This is a genomic window from Thermodesulfovibrio sp. TK500a (assembly GCF_055381765.1).
Map to the genome: position 1 here is coordinate 745902 of NZ_AP041606.1, position 19721 is coordinate 765622.

Sequence of the window (19721 nt, forward strand, 5' to 3'; positions counted from 1 at the left end):
ATGATTCCGAGATATACGAGAAAAGAGATGGGAAGTATTTGGAGTGAGGAGAACAAGTTTAGGAAATGGCTTCTTGTTGAGATTGCTGTATGTGAGGCATGGGCTGAGCTTGGAAAGATTCCTGAGGAAGCTTTACGGGAGATTAAAGAAAAGGCAGACTTTGATTTAAAAAGAATTGATGAGATTGAAGCAACTGTCAAGCACGATGTGATAGCTTTTTTGACTGCAGTGGCTGAAAAGGTTGGTCCTGTATCTCGTTTCATCCACATGGGACTTACCTCTTCTGATGTCGTTGATACTGCCCAGGCATTGCTTATGAAAGAGGCTGGAGAGTTGATAATGGAGGATTTAAAAAGGATTAAGGAGCTATTTAAAGAGAAGGCATTTCAGTATAAAGATACTATATGCATGGGACGAAGTCACGGAGTCCATGCAGAACCTACAAGTTTTGGCTTGAGATTTGCACTCTGGTATGAGGAAGCAGTAAGAAACATTGATAGACTCGCTTCAGCAATTGAGAGAATTTCAGTCGGTAAAATTTCTGGTGCTGTGGGCACATTCTCAAACATGCCTCCAGAGATTGAGGAGATTGCCCTTAAAAGACTTGGGCTTAAACCTGAGCCTGTGGCAACTCAAGTTGTGCAGAGAGATAGGCATGCAGAGTTTTTAAGTGTTCTTGCTCTTATTGCTGCCATGATTGAAAAGATTGCCGTTGAGATAAGGCATCTTCAGAGAACAGAGGTTTTAGAGGCAGAAGAACCATTCACAGAAGGGCAGAAGGGCTCTTCTGCAATGCCTCATAAGAGAAACCCTGTGGGATGCGAAAACCTAAGCGGCCTTGCCCGCCTTATAAGAAGTAATGCTTTTGCATCCTACGAAAACATTGCACTCTGGCATGACAGAGACATATCCCACTCATCTGTTGAGAGAGTAATAATTCCCGACAATTGCATCCTTGTTGACTATATGCTTAATAGACTCTACGGAATAATCAAAGACATGAGGGTTTATCCAGAACGGATGCTTAAAAATATTGACCTAAGTTATGGACTTTTCAACTCCCAGCGGGTATTACTTGCTCTTGTAGAGAAGGGGCTTACTCGTGAGGAGGCATACAAGATTGTCCAGTCCAATGCTATGCGGAGCTGGAAAGAAGGCATACCATTCATGGAACTGCTTCTTATGGACGAGGAAGTGAGGAAATATCTCAATGAAGATGAAATAAAAGGAATTTTTGAGCTAAACTATTACACAAGAAACATAGACCATATTTACAGAAGAGTGTTTGGATAGAAATTTGAAAAATACGAGGAGGGCGTTTTATGAGTAGAGAGATTACAAAAATTAGAAATGTAGCAATTGTAGCCCATGCAGGTGCAGGTAACACAAAGCTTGCGGAACAGATACTTTTTAAAACAGGGCAAATTGACAGGGTGGTTACAGGTGAAAGCACAGGTAAAGTAATTGACTACGAGCCTGAAGAACTTGCAAGAAACATGACACTGAGTTGCAAAGTTGCTTATTGTGATTACAAAGAGCACAGAATTAATATTATAGATACACCGGGTTTTGTTAATTTTCTTGAAGATACAAAAAACGCTTTGAGGGTCTCCGACGGTGCTGTTGTAATTGTCAGTGCCCTTTCGGGAGTAAAGGCCGAGACTGAAAGAATCTGGAAATACTGCGATGACTACGACCTTCCAAGAGTAGTTTTCGTAAACAAGCTTGACAAGGAAAACGCATCCTTTGATAGAGCAGTTGCAGAGATTGAAAAAGTTTTTGGTCAGGAGGCAATTCCCCTTACGCTGCCAATTGGCGAGGGTCCTGGCTTAAGAGGAATAGTAGACCTCATATCACTTAAAGCCTACGAGCAGGATGGAAAATCAGTAAAAGAAGTGCCTATCCCTTCCGAGCTTTCATCAAAAGTTGAGGAATACAGAAAGAGATTCGTTGAGAAAATTGCGGAGCTTGATGATAGCCTGCTCGAAAAGTATCTTGAAGGAGGAGAGCTCACCGAGGAGGAATTAAGAAAAGGGCTTCATGATGCCTCAATTGCCCGCAGATTCATCCCTGTCCTTGCTGGTTCAGCCTTGCTGGGCATAGGAGTTGATGCTTTACTTGATAGCATAATTCTCACTCTTCCAGACCCACAGGAAAGAGCAAACATATATCCCATAAAAGGTACTAATCCAAAAGATGGCAGCGAAGCAAAAAGAGAACCCTCCGAGACAGCTCCGCTTGCTGCCTATGTTTTCAAAACCACCATAGACCCCTTTGCAGGCAAAATATCATACATAAGAGTTTTTTCAGGTGTGCTTAAGGCTGACTCTACAGTTCTTAATCCCAACACAGGGACAAAGGAAAGGATTGGCCAGATTTACTACATACTCGGCAAAACACAAAATCCCTGCCAGAAAGCAGGACCTGGCGAGATTGTAGCAACAGTGAAACTAAAAGATACTCTCACAGGGCACACTCTTTGCGATGAAAACAATCCGATTCTGCTTCCAGAGGTAAGATTCTCCGAGCCTATTATCTCCTATGCAATTGCACCAAAAACAAGGGGTGATGAGGAAAAGGTCAGCGCAGGGTTACATAAACTTCTTGAGGAAGACCCTACTCTTAAGTTTTCAAGGGATGAAGAGTCAAAGGACATGATTTTAAGCGGAATGGGGCAGGTTCATATAGAAGTTGCCCTTGAAAAACTTAAAAGAAAATTTGGAGTCGAAGTTAACCTAATGGCACCAAAAGTGCCTTACAGAGAGACAATCAGGGCTTCTGCCTCTGCCCAGGGCAAATATAAAAAGCAGTCCGGTGGAAGAGGTCAGTATGGAGACTGCTGGATTCAGATTGAGCCTTTACCAAGAGGTGGAGGATATGAGTTCGTTGATAAAATCGTAGGCGGTGTTATTCCTCAACAGTATCGCCCTGCTGTGGAGAAAGGCATAGTTGAGACGATGAAAGAGGGAATTCTTGCCTACTATCCAATAATTGACATGAAAGTAACTCTCTATGATGGTTCTTATCATCCTGTAGATTCCTCTGAAATGGCTTTCAAAATAGCCGGTGCTCTTGCTCTTAAAAAAGCCTTTATGGATGCTAAACCTGTACTGCTTGAGCCAATTATGAAGGCTGAGATAATTGTGCCCGATGAAACACTGGGAACAATCATAGGAGACCTCAACTCCCGTAGAGGCAAGGTTCAGGGTGTTGACCCACAGGCTGGAGGAAATCAAAAGATAACAGCCCTTGTGCCAATGGCAGAGATGCTAACATATGCCAATCAGCTTCACAGCATGACATCGGGAAGGGGTATATACTCAATGGAGTTTTCCCACTATGAGGAAGTGCCCTCTCATATTGCTCAAAAGATAATTGAGCAGAGACAGAAAGAGCGTCAGGCAAAGGCAGAGGAGTGAATTTAACAGATGCTTTGTATCGCTTCATATAAATCTTCTGACAATTCCGAATTCGCTACGCTACAGCCGCAAAACTCGCTCCTAAGGAGCTCAAACAGTTGCGGCTGTTTCACGCTTCGCTCATCTGGAATTGTTACCATAAGATCTATAAGTCGCTTATTAAAGCATCTGTTAATGCTATATTTCGCTCCCGCAAAATTCTTGGACAATTCTAAGCTTCCTCCACTACAGCTAAAAAACTCGCCTTTCAGGCTCAAACAGTTTTGGCTGTGGACGTTCCGCTTCGCTAAGAATTGTTACACAAAAATTTTAAAAGTCGCTCAATATAGCAATTATTTGTTTGATAAAAAAACTTTTTTGAGATTTTGAAAATTAGAGATTTAAGGAATAGAAAATGAGTAAAGAAGACGAAATAACGAAATTAAGAGAAATAATTAGTAATTGCAAAAACTATTGCGAAAACTGTTGTCCAGAACTTGTTAATCCATTCTATTTAAAGAATATACCCCCTCCTGAAACCATAGGTTACTGGAATGATGCATTCAAAAATTATGATGCTAAATTAATGATAGTTGGGCAAGATTGGGGAAGTGAGGAGTATTTAAAAGAATGGATTAAAAAAAATGGGGGTAAAATTCCAAAACCATATAATGAGTATAGTCCAACCTTTCGTAACTTAATGTATTACCTTGAAAAAGCAAAAATTGATAAGAAAGATATTTATTTGACAAATGCTGTTTTATGCTTGAGAGAAGGAAATGAGAGTTCTGGAAATAAGAACAAACCTCAAAAGAAACACTTCAGGAACTGTTCTCAATTTCTTAAAAGACAGATAGAAATCATACAACCTAAAATTGTAGCCACACTTGGACTGGAGGCACTAAATATAATGCTTGAAATTTTTAAAATACCTAAAAAAGTCAAAACATTAAACGATTTAGCAGGCAAGATTATAGCAGAAAAAAGCGAAGTTTTCCCAAAAATAAAAATATTTCCACTCTTTCATACAGGTATTAAAGGTATGAATATGAGAAAACATCTAAGTAAAAATGACAACATTATTCTTGAAGATTTCAAGGAGTTAAAGAGGTGTTTAGAGGAAACATAAAAAAGCAATTAACTAAAGCACTCTGGAATTTACAAGAATTTCCGGGAGAAAATAAAGCTTCTTTCTTACTCAGCGATTTATCAAGATACGGTATCTCGTGTATAAAAAAAATTCAGGGTGCTTGGAACACTACTTGGTTTGAGTTTTATATTTATGTGAGAGGGAATAGCAAAATTGTCTTAGTAGTAGAACTTCCTTTTGATTTTACCCTTAAAGATGTTGAAAGAAGTATCATCCGTCTTCATGAATATGGAGGAATGATTGCCTCAAATGATAATGAACTTATGGATTATTGGCGTAAAAATATTAGAGAATATTACGACTATGATCATGCAAAGTATTCAGCATTAAAATTTCTTGAAGCACTCAGAAAAAAATTGTTGACAGATATAAAAGAGGTAAAGCATAGATGAAAAAACCGTGGGGTGGTAGGTTTAAGGAAGGGACAGCTAAGACTCTTGAGGAGTTTTCCCAGTCAATCTCTTTTGACAGGAGGCTCTGGCAGGAAGACATTGAAGGAAGCCGTGCTCACGCAAAGATGCTCTGCAAACAGGGCATTATCACTGAAGAGGAGCTAAAGCAGATTTTAAAGGGACTTGCTGAAATTGAAAGGGAAATCAAAGAGGGAAAGTTTCAGTTCAAAGAAGAGCTTGAAGATATACACATGAACATTGAGAGAGCTTTGATTGAAAAAGCAGGCTCTGCTGGTGCAAAGCTTCATACAGCCCGCTCAAGAAACGACCAGGTTGCAACAGACTTAAGACTTTATTTGAGAAAAAGATTGAATGAGTTAATAGAGTTAGCAGAGAAGCTTGGGAAAACTCTGGTTAATCTTGCAGAAAAAAACATTGATACAATTATGCCCGGATATACTCATCTACAGAAAGCCCAGCCTGTGCTTCTAAGTCAACATCTCCTTGCTTATGCATGGATGCTTGAAAGAGACAGGGAGCGGCTGAAAGAGGCTTTAAAGAGGCTCAATCTATGCCCTCTTGGTGCAGGTGCCCTTGCAGGAAGCAGCCTTCCAATTGACAGGCATTTTACCGCAAAGGAGCTTGGTTTTGAAGAACCAATTCCAAACAGCATGGATGCAGTCTCAGACAGAGACTTTGTCCTTGATGTTTTATACTGTGGTGCTATGCTCATGATGCATTTAAGCAGGCTTGCTGAGGAGATAATCCTTTGGGCAACGGATGAATTCAGATTTATTGAGCTACCTGATAAATTCTCCACTGGCTCAAGCATGATGCCCCAGAAAAAAAATCCAGACCCGGCAGAGTTAATTAGAGGGAAAACAGGCAGAGTTTACGGAAATCTGGTTAGCATGCTTACAACCATGAAAGGACTTCCCCTTACCTACAACAGAGACATGCAGGAAGACAAAGAGCCTGTTTTTGATACGATTGACACGGTAAGAATGAGCCTTAGAGTAATTACAGAAATGCTTCCGGAGATAAAATTCAACAAAGAGAGAATGAAAGAGGCTTGCGGAAGTGGCTACACCACAGCTACAGACATTGCAGAGTATCTTGTAAAGAAGGGAGTTCCCTTTAGAAATGCCCATGAAATAACAGGTAAGATTGTGCTTTACTGTATTGAAAAGGGTAAAAATCTCAACGAATTAAGCATAAAGGAATTAAAGAAATTCTCGCCGAAAATTGAAAAAGACCTCTATGCCATACTTAAGCCTGAAGGTTCAATTGAGGCAAAAAGCTCCTATGGAAGCACCTCAAAGAAGAGTGTAAAGGAGCAGATAAGGATGCTTAGGAAGAGGTTGAAGGAATGAAGAAGACGCTGATGCCCTCTTTCGCTCATGAGCTATTTTTGGACAGTTCTAAACTCGCTACGCTAAAGCCGCAAAACTCGCTCCTAAGGAGCTCAAACAGTTGCGGCTTTTTTACGCTTCGCTTCGTAAAGAACTGTTACCCCAAAATAGCTAAATCGCTCAATAGGGCATCAATTTTCCTATTTATATTAAGTTTACTATTCCTTCTTACAGCCTGTGGAAGAAAGCTTGACCCAAATCTTGATGATTATCTCCAGCCAGAAGCAGTTTCAAAACTTACCCTTTCAGCCACCTATGACAAAATATTAATTTCCTGGAGTTATCCTGAAAAAGAAAAAACTAAAATAGAAAGCTTCCTCATAGAGAGAGAAAGCAAAGGAGAGAAAAAAACTCTTGGTTACTACAATAAAGAGACGACCTCCCTTGAGGACAAAGATTTTACCTTCGGAGAAACTTACAGATATCGTATCTTTGCCATAAGACCAAAAGGTATATACAGCAAACCAACAGAGGCTGTAATTACTCCTCAAAAATTACCTGAGGTGGAAAATATTACTTATAAAATTAATCCTGAAGGCGTAATGCTCTCATGGGATGCACAGAATTCATTGACCTATAACATATACCGAGTAAATCAAAAAGGCGAAAGAGTAAAGATTGGCTCCACAGATAGAAACTTCTTTTTAGACGAACTTCTTTACGGAAGCATAAGCAGTTACAAAGAAAACTCTCAATCGGAAATTCCCTATGTTATTACTACTTCTAAATCCTATGAATCAGCATATATGGAAAGCAAAGGCATTGAAACAAAAGTTCCCATTGAATCTTTTACTCCCACAAAGCCTGAAGAAGTTTTCTGGTCTGTTACTGAGCAAGGAGTTTATATTTCGTGGAGAGAGTGCAAGGAAAAATGGATAAAAGGCTATCGAATATATAGAAAAAAGGCAGATGGAAAGATTTACGAACTCATTGGTGAAACAATGATTCCTCTATTCTTTGACGCCGAGTTTAATATGAATACCATAAAATCGCCGGTTTATTATAAAATCACTTCGGAAGCTCCTTTAAAAGAGAGTGAGGCAGTCGAAATAAAAGTGGAGGTGCAGGATGGATAGGATTCTTCTCGGTCACGGAAGTGGCGGCAAGCTTATGCACGAACTTATTAAAAAATATATTGCACCTATTTTTGAACTGCCTTCTCTTATGGATTCTGCCATAGTTTCTCTTAATCATTCAGGAAAAATAGCTATAACTACTGATTCTTATACTGTCTCTCCTATCTTTTTCCCAGGCGGCGATATTGGAGACCTTGCAATTAATGGAACTGTGAACGACCTCGCAGTAGTTGGTGCAGTTCCCCTTTATCTAACTGTTGGCTTTATTCTTGAGGAAGGGTTTGCCCTGTCTGATTTTGAAAGAATACTTAGCAGCATTGCCTCTTCTGCCCAAAAAGCAGGAGTAAAAATTGTTGCGGGAGATACTAAAGTTGTAGACAAAGGAAAGGGAGACGGAATTTTTATAAATACCTCTGGAATAGGAGTAATTCCCGAAGGAGTAGAGCTTTCCCCTCTGAAAATTGAAATGGGCGACAAAATCCTCATAAGTGGCTCTATTGGAAATCACGGAATTGCTGTTATGAGCGAGAGAAACGGCTTCACTTTCCAACCACCTGTCCTAAGTGATACAAGGGCACTAAACGGTCTTATAGGAGACATTATGAGAGAGCATTCGGCCTCTGTAAAAGTAATGAGAGACCCAACCCGCGGAGGTGTTGCTACAACTCTTAAAGAACTTGCAATTGAATCAAATAAGAATATCTTAATCTATGAGCAAGACATACCTCTACACCCCACAGTAAAAGGAGCCTGTGACCTTCTTGGCCTTGACCCTCTGTATGTGGCAAATGAAGGAATTTTTATAGCCATTGTGAAAGCAGAGGCTGCTGAGAAAATTATTGAAATAATGAAGGCTCATCCTTTTGGAGCAGAATCTGCTATAATTGGAGAGGTCATAGGAGATGGAGGCAAAGTAATGCTTAAAACCATTATTGGAGGCACAAGACTTGTAGATATGCTTCCAGGAGAGCAGTTGCCAAGAATATGTTAAAGGAGCCTAATATGAAAAAAAGTTTTTTCATATTTTTACTTTTATTATTTCTACTCTTCAGTGTTCAAGCCCTTACTTTTAGTATTTCATTTGCCCAGGAGAAATTTTTTGTAGACAGAGTTTTAGCTGTAGTCAACAGGGAAGTTGTTACTTGGAGCGAACTTTATAAATACATGGAGTTTATCTCAAGAGATGAAATTAAAAATCTAAATCCTGACGAAAAATTCAAATATTTCAAACAGAGAGAAGAAGAGTTTCTTGAAAGACTTATCGATACAAAACTACAAATAGAAGAAGCGGAAAGATATGGAATTTTTGTGTCCGACAGCGAGATAGAGGCTGCTATTAACGATATTAAAAGGAAATACGGTCTTAATGATAAGGAGTTTGAGGAAAGTCTCAAAAAAGAAGGTATGACTTTGAATGATTACAAGAAGATGATGAAAGAGCAGATAATAATAGGAAGAGCCGTAAATTCATTGGTGAGAAGTAAAATTATAATTACGGACTCTGAGATTAATTCATACATCTCATCCCATCCTGAACTTTCTTGCGAAGAAGAAGGCTATTATGTAAGTCAGATATTCATTAAAATGAGAGACAATCAGGAGCAAGTAAAAGACAAGATAAATGAGGCAATAAAAAGGCTAATTCAAGGAGAGTCTTTCAGTAAAGTAGCCTCTCAGTTAAGCGAGGATGCCTCTGCAAGAACCGGAGGGTCTATAGGGCTACTTAAAAGGAGCGAAATATCTCCCGAACTATCAAATGTTTTTTCAAAAATGAATGTAGGCGGAATAAGTGAGCCTCTGGTAACGGCGAATGGAGTATACATATTCAAACTTGATGGATTGTGCTTCAAGAAAAATTCCGAAACATTGAAAAATTATGTAAGAACAATAATTGAGGACGAAAAATTCAAGAAAGAATACAGACTCTGGATAAGAGGCTTACGGCAGAGAGCTTATATTGAGGTCATGGATTAAAAATGGCAGAGAGACTTCAGAAAATACTATCAGATTTTGGTATCACATCAAGAAGACAGGCGGAAGAACTTATAAAAGAAGGAAGGGTAACAGTTAATGGAAATGTGGCCATATTAGGTCAAAAAGCAGATCCTGAAAGAGACTACATAAAAGTTGATGGAAAGCTTCTAATCAAACCTGAACCAAAAGTCTACTATGCCTTCTATAAACCAAGAAAAGTAATAACCTCTCTATTAGATCCTCAAGGAAGACCGACGGTGAAGGACTTTCTTAAGGGGATAAAATTCAGAGTTTATCCTGTCGGAAGGCTCGATTTTGACTCGGAAGGGCTACTACTTCTTACCAATGATGGAGCATTAGCCCATCAGATAATGCATCCGAGTTCCCAGATAGAGAAGACCTATATGGTAAAAGTTGAAGGACTTATTGAGAGAGAGACTATTGAAAAGTTACGAAAAGGAGTGAAAATAGAAGGACGATTGGCTGTTCCTGTTAGCGTCAATTTAGTAAGAACTCTTAAGGCAAATTCTTGGATAAGAATTACTCTCCATGAGGGAAGAAAAAGACAGATTAGAAAGATGCTTGAAAGAGTTGGTCATCCTGTAATAAGGCTAATAAGAGTGGCAATTGATGGAGTAAGACTTGGTGAGCTTAAACCCGGTCAGTTAAGGCCTCTTACAAAGGAGGAGATAGAACAGTTAAAGAGCAAAACAAAGCCCAGAGACCCAACAAAAAATAAATAATCGGGAGGTTACAATGAAAGGCTTGGGCAAGTTGTGTTTATGTCTTTTAATCTTCCTTGTTTTTACGTTTTTCACTCCGATTACTTCCCATTGTAAAGAACCTTACAGAATAGGAGCCATATTCTCAGTAACAGGAGCGGCATCTTTTCTTGGAGAACCCGAAAAAAATACTGTCCTAATGCTTGCTGAACAGATTAACAAATCAGGAGGCATAAATGGACATCCCCTTGAGGTTATCATTGAGGATTCTAAGAGTGACGAAACTCAGGCTGTTCTTGCAGCCAAAAAATTACTCGAAAAGGATAAAGTCCTTGCAATTATCGGGCCTTCAACGACTGGAGAGTCAATGGCTCTTGTTCCAATAATGACTCAAGCTAAAACTCCCTTAATTTCAGCTGCCGCAGGAGCAAACATAACTCAGCCTGTAAAAGAGAGATACTGGATTTTTAAAACAGCCCAGTATGACACAAGTGCTGTTGAGGCAATTTACACATACATGAAGAAACGGGGCATTAAGAAAGTGGGAATTTTGACAATTACAACAGGCTTTGGAGATTCAGGCAGAAAAGCACTTACAGAGTTAGCTTCAAAGTTTGGAATTTCAATTGTTGCCGATGAAAGATATGGACCGAAAGACACTGACATGACTGCCCAGCTTACAAAAATTAAAGCTGCCGGAGCACAGGCAGTGATTAATTGGTCCATAGGTCCTGGACAGGTAATAGTTACTAAAAATTGGTATGCCCTTAAAATGGGTATTCCACTCTTTCAGAGTCATGGTTGGGGAAGCAAGAAAAATATAGAACTTGCAGGAAAAGCTGCAGAAGGTGTCATAGCTCCTCTTGGAAGACTTGTTGTATGGAACAAACTTCCCGATAAACATCCTCAAAAGGCACTCCTCAAAAAGTACGCTACTGACTACGAGCAAAGATTTAAAGCCGAACCAAGCACTTTCGGAGGTCATGCTTATGATGCATTTATGATTGTAGTTGAGGCGATTAAGAAAGTAGGACCGGATAAACAAAAAATAAGAGACTACATAGAGAATAAGATAAAAAAATGGCCAGGCACAGGTGGAATATTTAATATGTCTCCTAATGACCATTGTGGGCTTGATGTCTCTGCTTTTGAAATGGTTATTGTTAAAAACGGAGATTGGGAGATATTGAAATAGCAGATGACCTTACTTTTACAGTTTCTGTTTTCAGGTTTGACAACCGGTTCAGTCTACGCTCTTGTGGGTATAGGGTTTAATATTGTCTACAATTCTACCTCAATAATAAATCTTGCACAAGGTGAATTTGTTGTTATTGGCGGACTTATGATGTGGTTTTTCCTCGAGGGAATGCAGTTCCCCTTTTCTGTTTCTTTTTCACTCACTTTGCTTACAGCAGCAGTTATAGGTCTTATCATGGAGAGGCTTACAATCAAGCCTCTCCTTAAGAAAGGCGACCTTCTTCTGATGATAATGGTAACTATTGCTATATCAATCTTGATAAGGGGAATCCTAATGTTCAAATTCGGCAAAGACCCTTACACATACCCAGCCTTTACAGAAGGAGAGCCAATAAATTTCTATGGAGCTGTAATAACTCAACAGACTTTATGGGTTATTGGAATAACAGTTCTATGCATAATCTTGCTATATCTTTTCTTCAATAAGACTATGACAGGAAGAGCAATGAGAGCCTGTTCGATTAATATAAGAGCTGCCAGATTAATGGGAATAAATGTATCAAAAGTGGTTATGCTATCTTTCATAATAAGTTCGGTAATTGGAGCATTAGGTGGCATAGCTATAACACCCATTTCTCTTATGGAGTACGATAAGGGAGCTATGCTTTCGGTCAAGGGATTTTGTGCGGCTATTATGGGAGGACTTGGCAGAAACAGAGGCGCTGTAGCAGGAGGATTTAGTATAGGCATACTGGAAGCCTTGACTGCCGGATATATTCATTCCGGATTTAAAGACGCTATAGCATTACTTATAATGCTTTTCATACTCTTTGTAAAACCGGCAGGAATTTTTGGTAAAGCTGAAATCATGAAATTGAGAAAATTCTAATATGAACAGAGAAAACGCAATAGCTATTTTATTATTAACAATTCTTGTTTTTCTCTTCCCTCAGTTGACTACAGACAACTACATTCTTACCGTAGGCATTTTCATAGGAATTAACTCAATAGTGGCAATAGGATTAACCATACTCATGGGATATGCAGGACAGATATCGCTTGGACAGGCAGGGTTCTACGGCATTGGAGCATATGTCTCTGCTATTTTAAGCCTCTCCTATGGTCTGCCCGTTATGCTAAGCATAATTACAGCCATAGCTGTTGCATCAATAGCTGCTACTCTACTGGCCATTCCATCCTTGAGATTGAAAGGTCATTATCTTGCTGTGGCAACCCTGGGATTTGGAGAGATAATTCACATAATTATCAACGAATGGGGGCCTGGAGGCCCTTCTGGCTTTGGAGACATCCCTCACTTCAGTATTTTTGGATATACATTACAGTCAACGGTTGAATATTTTTATCTCATCTGGATATGCATTATCTTAATAATGATTTTCTCTCTAAATCTTCTTAATTCTATGACAGGTAAAGCACTGAGGGCAATTCATGATAGCGAAATAGCAACCTTGACACTTGGAATAAATATTACTTTTCTTAAAATAAAAGTATTCGTTCTAAGTGCTGTTTATGCCTCCCTTGCAGGAGCTCTTTATGCCCATTATGTAACTTTCCTTAGTCCCAGTGGATTTTCTCTTTTCTATTCAGTTTTAGTCCTAATGATGGTTGTGATTGGAGGGATATCGAACATTTGGGGTGGAATTGCAGGAGCAATCATAATTACCATTCTTCCCGAAGTATTGAGAGGCTTCAAAGAATTTGACATTCTCATGTATGGGCTAATTCTAACCCTATCTCTTTTATTTATGAGAAAGGGTATTGTGCCTATGGTTATCGATGTTTTCAGGAATAAATTCTTAATCAAGATAAGAAAGAATGATGCTTGAAATTAAAGATATATCAAAAAGTTTCGGTGGAATAAAAGCTCTCAGAAATGTAAGTTTTAGCCTGAGGAAAAGTGAAATTCACGCCCTTATTGGTCCTAACGGTGCTGGAAAGACAACGCTCATGAATATTATAAGTGGAATAGAGAAAATGGACAAGGGAGATATTGTCTTTAATGGCATCTCAATAAAAGATTTCTCAGCTTACAGAAGGGCTCAAATGGGATTGGCAAGAACATTTCAAAATATAGAACTCTTCGGAAATCTTACAGTTCTTGAGAATATTCTCATTGGAATGTATATGAAAAGTCACAAGGGGTTTATATTATCTGGATTGAATTTTAGGGGAGTAGATGAAAAAACCAAAAGCAGAGGAGGTTCACTCCTTGAATATGTAAACCTGAGCCACAGAAAAGGAGAAATTGCAAAAAATCTTCCTGTAGGGGAACAGAGACTACTTGAAATAGGAAGAGCTCTCGCAACAGACCCACAACTTCTTCTCCTCGATGAACCTGCTGCAGGGCTTAACACGAGGGAGACAAAAAATCTCAGCGAGCTTATCCAAAAAATCCGTAATGAACGAGGAGTTACAATACTCATAGTTGAACACGACATGGAACTTGTCATGGGAATAAGCGATATGATTACTGTGCTTAATTTTGGAGAGGTGATAGCAGAAGATAAGCCCCTTGCAATACAGAAAAACCCTCATGTTATTTCGGCCTATCTCGGTGAGGACTGAAAGATGCTTACCTTAAAAAATCTCGATGTATACTACGGCAAGCTATACACATTAAAAAAAGTATCCCTTCATGTGAAGGGAGGTGAAATTGTCACTCTAATAGGCAGTAATGGCGCAGGAAAAACTACTCTCCTTAATACTATCTCAGGTCTAATCAAACCCTCCAGTGGAAGTATACTTTTTGATGGAGTAGAAATCTCAAGAGACACTCCCGAACATATTGTAAGAATTGGTATTTCTCAGGTGCCTGAGGGAAGACTAATCTTTTCCACCCTTACTGTAGAGGAAAATCTCTTTTTAGGTGCATATGTAAGATACTCATTTAATAGAAAGAGAGAAGTCATTGAAGAGGCCGAAAGAATATACAGTCTCTTCCCCAAATTAAAAGACAGAAGAAAACAGCTTGCAGGAACGCTCTCAGGAGGAGAACAACAGATGCTTGCCATTGGAAGAGCTCTTATGAGTAAGCCTAAACTGCTGCTTTTAGATGAACCGAGCATGGGACTTGCACCTAACATTGCAAGGGAAGTTTTTCAGTATATCTTAGAATTAAAAAAACTTTACGGACTTACGGTTCTACTTGTTGAGCAGAATGCAAAAAATGCATTAAAAATAGCAGACAGGGGATATGTTCTCGAGACAGGAAGAGTGATTCTTGAAGGTAGTTCAGAGAGTCTCATACAAAACAGAGATGTTCAGCGAGCATATCTGGGAAGAGACCTCGATGCAGAGGAAAGAATTTAAGGAGGTATCCTATGATATGGGATAAAGAAAAAGAATGTATGGAAAGGGAGGAACTTCAACAGCTTCAACTTGAAAGACTGCAGTCTACCATTCACAGGGTTTACAGAAATGTGCCTTTTTATCGCCGTATGTTTGATAGAAATGGAATTGACCCCGATAGCTTCACCAGCCTTGAAGACTTAAGTAAAATTCCCTTTACCACCAAAACAGACCTTAGGGAAAACTATCCTTACGGACTATTTGCCGTTCCTCTGAGAGAAGTTGTGAGAATTCACACCTCTTCAGGCACAACTGGAATGCCCATTGTAGTTGGATACACTAAAAACGACCTTAAGATATGGACAGAACTTGTGGCAAGAATTCTTTCTTCAGGAGGCATAACAAAGGATGATGTCATCCAGATTGCCTTCAACTACGGACTTTTCACAGGCGCCTTTGGTTTTCATTACGGTGCCGAAAAAATAGGCGCATCCGTCATTCCTGTATCAATTGAAAACCCCAGAAAGCAGATAAAGATACTTCAGGACTACAAAACTACTGCCCTTATATCAACTCCTTCATATGCTCTTCTAATAGCAAATACACTAATAGATATGGATATTAATCCTAACTCTCTGTCACTCAGATTTGGACTTTTTGGAGCAGAACCTTGGTCTGAGAGAATGAGGCAAGAGATAGAGGAAAAACTAAAAATCACTGCTACAGATAATTACGGACTGAGCGAGATTATGGGACCTGGTGTGGCCGGTGAATGTCTTGAGAAAAAGGGGCTTCACATTCAGGAAGACCATTTTCTCTTTGAAATAATAGACCCTCAGAGTCTTGAGCCTGTTAGAGAAGGAGAGACAGGAGAGCTTGTAATAACAACCTTAACGAAAGAAGCATTTCCTGTTTTAAGATTTAGAACGGGTGACCTTACGAGATTCATTCTTGGTGAATGTTCCTGCGGAAGAACATTCAAAAGAATAGACAGAATAATGGGAAGGACAGATGACATGATAATCATAAAGGGGATGAAAATATTTCCATCTCAAATTGAAACAATTCTTCATGAAATAGAGGGTAGACAACCCAATTATCAAATAATAATTGAAAGACAGGCAGGCGTTGACCATATGACCATACTACTTGAGATGTCTGAGGATATTTTTTCTGATGTAATGAGAGAACAGACACAACTAATGAACGCCATAAAAGACCGCATTGCCTCTGAGTTAGGTATAACAGTCAATATCAAACTTGCAGAAAAGCGTTCAATAGAAAAAATTGGAGAAAAAATAAAAAGAGTTATTGACAAAAGATGAAACGAAGGATTGATAACTTTAGATAAAAATTTTTCATACCTTTGATGTTTGTTTTTTTGCCCTCATATAGCCTAACATAGGGTATGATTAAACTTTTGATAAAAATAAAATGCAGGCTTTTTTCAGAAATACTCTCCCAGTGCATTTCAAATGAAGAAGGTTTCATCTTAATAAAAGAAGAGGAAACTCAAGCAATTAAACCAGACATAATAATAACAGACATATATGAACTAAATGACAGACTGACTGATAAATTCTCTTTCTGTAAGATTGCCCTTTTAGATACAGGACTAAAAAAGGAAGAACTCATCCATAATTTAATAAGATACAAACTAAGAGGTATTATCTCATTCAACACAGAGCTCGAACTCTTTAGAAAAGCACTCAAAGTAATTTATCAAGGTCAGATATGGCTTAGTGACAAACTCATTCAGGAACTAATTAGTCGAGAGAATTATAATAAATTTGGTGGAATAAAGATAACGGAGAAAGAAAAGGAAATAATAGACCTTGTATGTGAAGGACTCTCAAACAAAGAAATATCCTCCAGATTATTTGTTAGCGAACAGACAGTAAAGGCACACCTGCATAGAATTTTTCAAAAGTTTAACATCAAAAGTAGGGCTTCTCTGGTAAAAATTTATTCGAAAAACATCCAATAAAAATTTATCCTCCAATCTTTAGATTCAATCTTTTGCCTCAGAAAATATACTTTCGATTAATTGTCTTATGAGCTCAGATACTATATTCTAAAATCAAAGGCTCGGCACAGGGCAGATGAAAAATAAAAAAAGAGAGGAGGTGAAAAAATGACAAAACTTACAAAAATTATTTTAGCCTTGCTTTTAGTTGTCGGAATACCAGCTGTGAGTATGGCTACTTGCTTTAATTGTAATCCTTGCGGAGCAAATGGATACAATGGTTGCACAGTAGCAGATATTACTCAGGTTGGAGGATTTAATCAGGCCTCTATAGAACAAAATGGAGGTTCCTGGGCATCTAATCTGGCAGTTATTGACCAAAATGGCGTTGGCAATAAAGGGTCTATTGTGCAGTCACCTTTTGCAGACCACAACAAGGCAATAGTTGAACAGGAAGGATGGAATAATCAGGCAAGCATTAAACAAAGTGGGTTTCTCGCTGATTATAACGAGGCCTACGTATCACAGAGTGGTCTTGGTAACAAGTCCTCTGTTGAACAGTATAGCGCTCATAACCTGTCCTCGGTTGGACAGAGTGGAATGTGCAATACTGCATCCATTTTACAGGGAACAACTGGCGGTTCACACTATACTGCCACAGTATCACAGATTGGAGTTGCAAACTCAGCCATGATTCTTCAGAAATAATTTCTGAAGAAATCGGCCTTGTGCTGGGTTTTCAGAGGGGCGGAGGAAATCCGCCCCTTTAAATGAAAAGGAGGTTTAGATATGGAGATAAAAAAAACTTTAGTAATCTTCGTTTTCCTGATATTTACATCTATTTCCTATGCCTTTGATTGTGGCTTCAACGGATACATCGGTTGTTCAGTGGCTGAGATTGAACAAATAGGTATTAAAAATAATGCTTACATTGAACAATCCATATCAAATAAAGCCTCTATTCATGAAGATGGAGTACTGAACATTGCAGAGATTAAACAGTCTCCAAACTCATTTCTAAATATGGCATACATCAGGCAATTTGGGATGGGTAATTTCGCATCACAGAGTCAAAAAGGAATGGCAAATTTATTAAATTCAGAACAGGTGGGTTTTATGAACAGTATCTCCCAGACTCAAGCTGGTCAGAATAATCTTGCCATGGCTTCACAATTTGGAGTAGGGAATAAAATATCTCAAGAACAGTATACTTCTCATAATTCTGCAACGGCTACTCAGATAGGTTTTTATAACAGCCTTTATCAAATCCAAGGATTAACAGGAAGTATGGGCAATAAAAACCGTCAAACTCAGATAGGTTATGGCCTTTTTACAATAATTGTGCAGTGAGAAAAAATGAGAAGGAATATATTTTGCTTTATCGTTATTTTTACCTTTATATGTCTGCTTAGTTCATATTCGTCAGCCCAGATTGAAGGATTAGTAATAGACAGAACGAAAACAAAGATTGGAAGAGATTTTTATGAATTTCTTTACATATCACTGGAGACCAAATTAGAGACAGACGGAAGAGTTAACATAACAGTAGATGAATTTGTAGACCCCCAATTTGGCAGTAGAATATCCGTATCAATCAACGATAATACGGTATATCAGAATTTTATTAGCTCAAGAATTGATGATATAGAAGAGAAAGTCATGGAAGCTACAGAAACAATAAGATATTTTTTAAACAACTGGAAAGAATATGAAAAATACCTCGAAGAAGAGGGCAAAATAAGATGACAAAGGAGATAAGATGGTAATCAAAGCTTCTATAGCATTCTTAATTTTCTCTTTCTGCTTTATGGTAAACGCAGAAAGTAGTGAATTAATGTTTCAGTTTACAAATCCCTCATTTGGAGGAAATCCTCTGAACGGTAACTTTTTATTGCAACAGGCGCAGATGCAGAATAAGTTTAAGGAAAAGACAACGGAGAAATCACTTCTTGAACAGTATGCTCCTATGTATCAGGCTCAGTATCTTAGTGCCCTTCTTGATGAAGCCTATGAAAACAATGGTACAAATCTGCCAGACAGCGGCGAATACATAATCGGTGGATTAAGAGTGAATGTGACAAAAGACTCTGTTAATCGCGTCATTACTCTGCTTGTCACTGACCCAGGCACTGGCCAGCAAACTACTTTTCAGATACCCTACACTCCATGAAAGGAGATAAATTATGTTTGATACAAAAATTCTAAAATATGGCATTCTTCTCATTTTTATTGTATCTTTTTCAGGCTGTATGGCTATGACTCCGAATATAGCCTCTCAAAGAGCTATAAGTGGACCAGAGTATATAACCTCTATCCATAAAGAACTCATATCACTTCCAAAACCTGAAAATCCTATTCCTGTGGCAGTTTACAAATTTCGTGACCAGACAGGGCAGTATAAAGCACCTGGCAATGCGACAAATTTTTCAACTGCCGTAACTCAGGGAGCAACGGCAATTCTAATCAAAGCAATAGAAGACAGTGGTTGGTTTTTACCGGTTGAAAGGGAGGGTCTTTCAAATCTGCTTCAAGAGAGAAAAATAGTAATTCAGATGAGAGACATTTATCTTAATGAAGAGCAAAAAAAGAGTTTCGAGCCCCTTCCTCCCCTTCTTTATGCGGGAATACTCTTTGAAGGAGGGATTATCGGTTATGATTCGAATGTAACCACCGGAGGCGTTGGTGCAAAATACTTTGGTGCAGGAGGCTCTGCAGAATACAGAGTTGACAAAGTTACCGTATATCTGAGAGCAGTTTCAGTAAAAAATGGAGCTGTTCTAAAAACTGTTCAAACCTCAAAAACTGTTCTCTCCCAGATGTTATCTCTGGGAATTTTCAGATTTGTAAGGCTAAACAGACTACTGGAGGCAGAGGCAGGTATGGCAGCTAATGAACCTGTTGAGATGGCCGTGCAAGAAGCTATTGAAAAAGCTGTATATGATATTATCATTGAAGGCACTAAAGCAGGCCTCTGGAAACCCAAGGATATGAAAGAATTTGAAAGGGTTATTAAAAAGTATGAAAATGAAATCTCAAAAGTATCCAGAGAAATTTACAATGAACAAGGGGGTTCAGAACTCAGAAAAGAAAGCAGAGATGTTGGCAAAGAACTTTTTAAATATTAG

The 19721-nt window shown here is 38.7% G+C and carries 21 protein-coding genes; all 21 read left to right on the top strand.

The features are described from left to right. The 21 genes from purB (at position 1) to ACZ430_RS03960 (ending at position 19721) form a co-directional block, all read left to right on the top strand. Positions 1 to 1293, top strand: a complete 1293-nt coding sequence (purB, locus tag ACZ430_RS03860) for an adenylosuccinate lyase (protein ID WP_297211140.1) — start codon at positions 1 to 3, stop codon at positions 1291 to 1293. Between the two features lie 29 nt (positions 1294 to 1322). Continuing rightward, the gene (fusA, locus tag ACZ430_RS03865; protein ID WP_297211143.1) at positions 1323 to 3419 is read left to right on the top strand and encodes an elongation factor G; all 2097 of its coding nucleotides are present in this window, start codon (positions 1323 to 1325) and stop codon (positions 3417 to 3419) included. Positions 3420 to 3813: 394 nt separating this feature from the next. After that, positions 3814 to 4527 (top strand): uracil-DNA glycosylase family protein, encoded by a 714-nt coding sequence (locus ACZ430_RS03870; protein WP_297211146.1) that lies wholly within the window; start codon positions 3814 to 3816, stop codon positions 4525 to 4527. After that, entirely contained in the window at positions 4509 to 4940 is a 432-nt protein-coding gene (locus ACZ430_RS03875; protein ID WP_297211148.1) for a hypothetical protein, read from the top strand. The genes ACZ430_RS03870 and ACZ430_RS03875 overlap by 19 nt, the downstream gene beginning before the upstream one ends. Beyond that, positions 4937 to 6313 (top strand): argininosuccinate lyase, encoded by a 1377-nt coding sequence (argH, locus tag ACZ430_RS03880; protein ID WP_297211150.1) that lies wholly within the window; start codon positions 4937 to 4939, stop codon positions 6311 to 6313. The genes ACZ430_RS03875 and argH overlap by 4 nt, the downstream gene beginning before the upstream one ends. Then, a complete protein-coding gene (locus ACZ430_RS03885) occupies positions 6310 to 7428 on the top strand; it encodes a fibronectin type III domain-containing protein (RefSeq protein ID WP_297211153.1) in 1119 nt (372 codons plus the stop codon). Before argH ends, ACZ430_RS03885 begins: the two co-directional genes overlap by 4 nt. Then, positions 7421 to 8419 carry a hydrogenase expression/formation protein HypE gene (gene hypE / locus ACZ430_RS03890; protein WP_297211156.1) on the top strand — a complete coding sequence of 333 codons (999 nt, stop codon included), beginning with the start codon at positions 7421 to 7423 and terminating at the stop codon, positions 8417 to 8419. The genes ACZ430_RS03885 and hypE overlap by 8 nt, the downstream gene beginning before the upstream one ends. Positions 8420 to 8430: 11 nt before the next feature. Next, a complete protein-coding gene (locus ACZ430_RS03895; RefSeq protein WP_297211159.1) occupies positions 8431 to 9402 on the top strand; it encodes a peptidylprolyl isomerase in 972 nt (323 codons plus the stop codon). 2 nt (positions 9403 to 9404) lie between these two features. After that, positions 9405 to 10145: a pseudouridine synthase gene (locus ACZ430_RS03900; protein WP_297211162.1), complete on the top strand. Its 741-nt coding sequence runs from the start codon at positions 9405 to 9407 to the stop codon at positions 10143 to 10145. Between the two features lie 13 nt (positions 10146 to 10158). After that, the gene (locus ACZ430_RS03905; RefSeq protein WP_297211165.1) at positions 10159 to 11319 is read left to right on the top strand and encodes an ABC transporter substrate-binding protein; all 1161 of its coding nucleotides are present in this window, start codon (positions 10159 to 10161) and stop codon (positions 11317 to 11319) included. Positions 11320 to 11322: 3 nt separating this feature from the next. Then, positions 11323 to 12210, top strand: coding sequence for a branched-chain amino acid ABC transporter permease (locus ACZ430_RS03910; protein ID WP_297211168.1), 888 nt, complete (start codon positions 11323 to 11325; stop codon positions 12208 to 12210). Between the two features lies 1 nt (position 12211). Further along, complete coding sequence (locus ACZ430_RS03915) at positions 12212 to 13168, top strand: branched-chain amino acid ABC transporter permease (protein ID WP_297211172.1); 957 nt, start codon at positions 12212 to 12214, stop codon at positions 13166 to 13168. After that, on the top strand, positions 13158 to 13907 hold the full coding sequence (locus tag ACZ430_RS03920; protein ID WP_366934801.1) for an ABC transporter ATP-binding protein: 750 nt from the start codon (positions 13158 to 13160) through the stop codon (positions 13905 to 13907). The genes ACZ430_RS03915 and ACZ430_RS03920 overlap by 11 nt, the downstream gene beginning before the upstream one ends. 3 nt (positions 13908 to 13910) lie before the next feature. After that, complete coding sequence (locus ACZ430_RS03925) at positions 13911 to 14651, top strand: ABC transporter ATP-binding protein (RefSeq protein ID WP_297211179.1); 741 nt, start codon at positions 13911 to 13913, stop codon at positions 14649 to 14651. A gap of 11 nt (positions 14652 to 14662) precedes the next feature. Beyond that, positions 14663 to 15955, top strand: coding sequence for a phenylacetate--CoA ligase family protein (locus tag ACZ430_RS03930; RefSeq protein WP_297211181.1), 1293 nt, complete (start codon positions 14663 to 14665; stop codon positions 15953 to 15955). An 83-nt stretch (positions 15956 to 16038) separates the two neighbouring features. Then, positions 16039 to 16617: a response regulator transcription factor gene (locus ACZ430_RS03935; RefSeq protein WP_297211186.1), complete on the top strand. Its 579-nt coding sequence runs from the start codon at positions 16039 to 16041 to the stop codon at positions 16615 to 16617. Between the two features lie 147 nt (positions 16618 to 16764). Further along, a complete protein-coding gene (locus ACZ430_RS03940; RefSeq protein WP_297211188.1) occupies positions 16765 to 17304 on the top strand; it encodes a hypothetical protein in 540 nt (179 codons plus the stop codon). A gap of 81 nt (positions 17305 to 17385) precedes the next feature. Next, the gene (locus tag ACZ430_RS03945; RefSeq protein ID WP_464910712.1) at positions 17386 to 17946 is read left to right on the top strand and encodes a hypothetical protein; all 561 of its coding nucleotides are present in this window, start codon (positions 17386 to 17388) and stop codon (positions 17944 to 17946) included. A 6-nt stretch (positions 17947 to 17952) separates the two neighbouring features. Continuing rightward, positions 17953 to 18342, top strand: a complete 390-nt coding sequence (locus tag ACZ430_RS03950) for a CsgE family curli-type amyloid fiber assembly protein (RefSeq protein WP_297211193.1) — start codon at positions 17953 to 17955, stop codon at positions 18340 to 18342. A 13-nt stretch (positions 18343 to 18355) separates the two neighbouring features. Beyond that, positions 18356 to 18766 (top strand): curli assembly protein CsgF, encoded by a 411-nt coding sequence (locus ACZ430_RS03955; protein WP_297211196.1) that lies wholly within the window; start codon positions 18356 to 18358, stop codon positions 18764 to 18766. A 13-nt stretch (positions 18767 to 18779) separates the two neighbouring features. Then, on the top strand, positions 18780 to 19721 hold the full coding sequence (locus ACZ430_RS03960; protein ID WP_297211199.1) for a CsgG/HfaB family protein: 942 nt from the start codon (positions 18780 to 18782) through the stop codon (positions 19719 to 19721).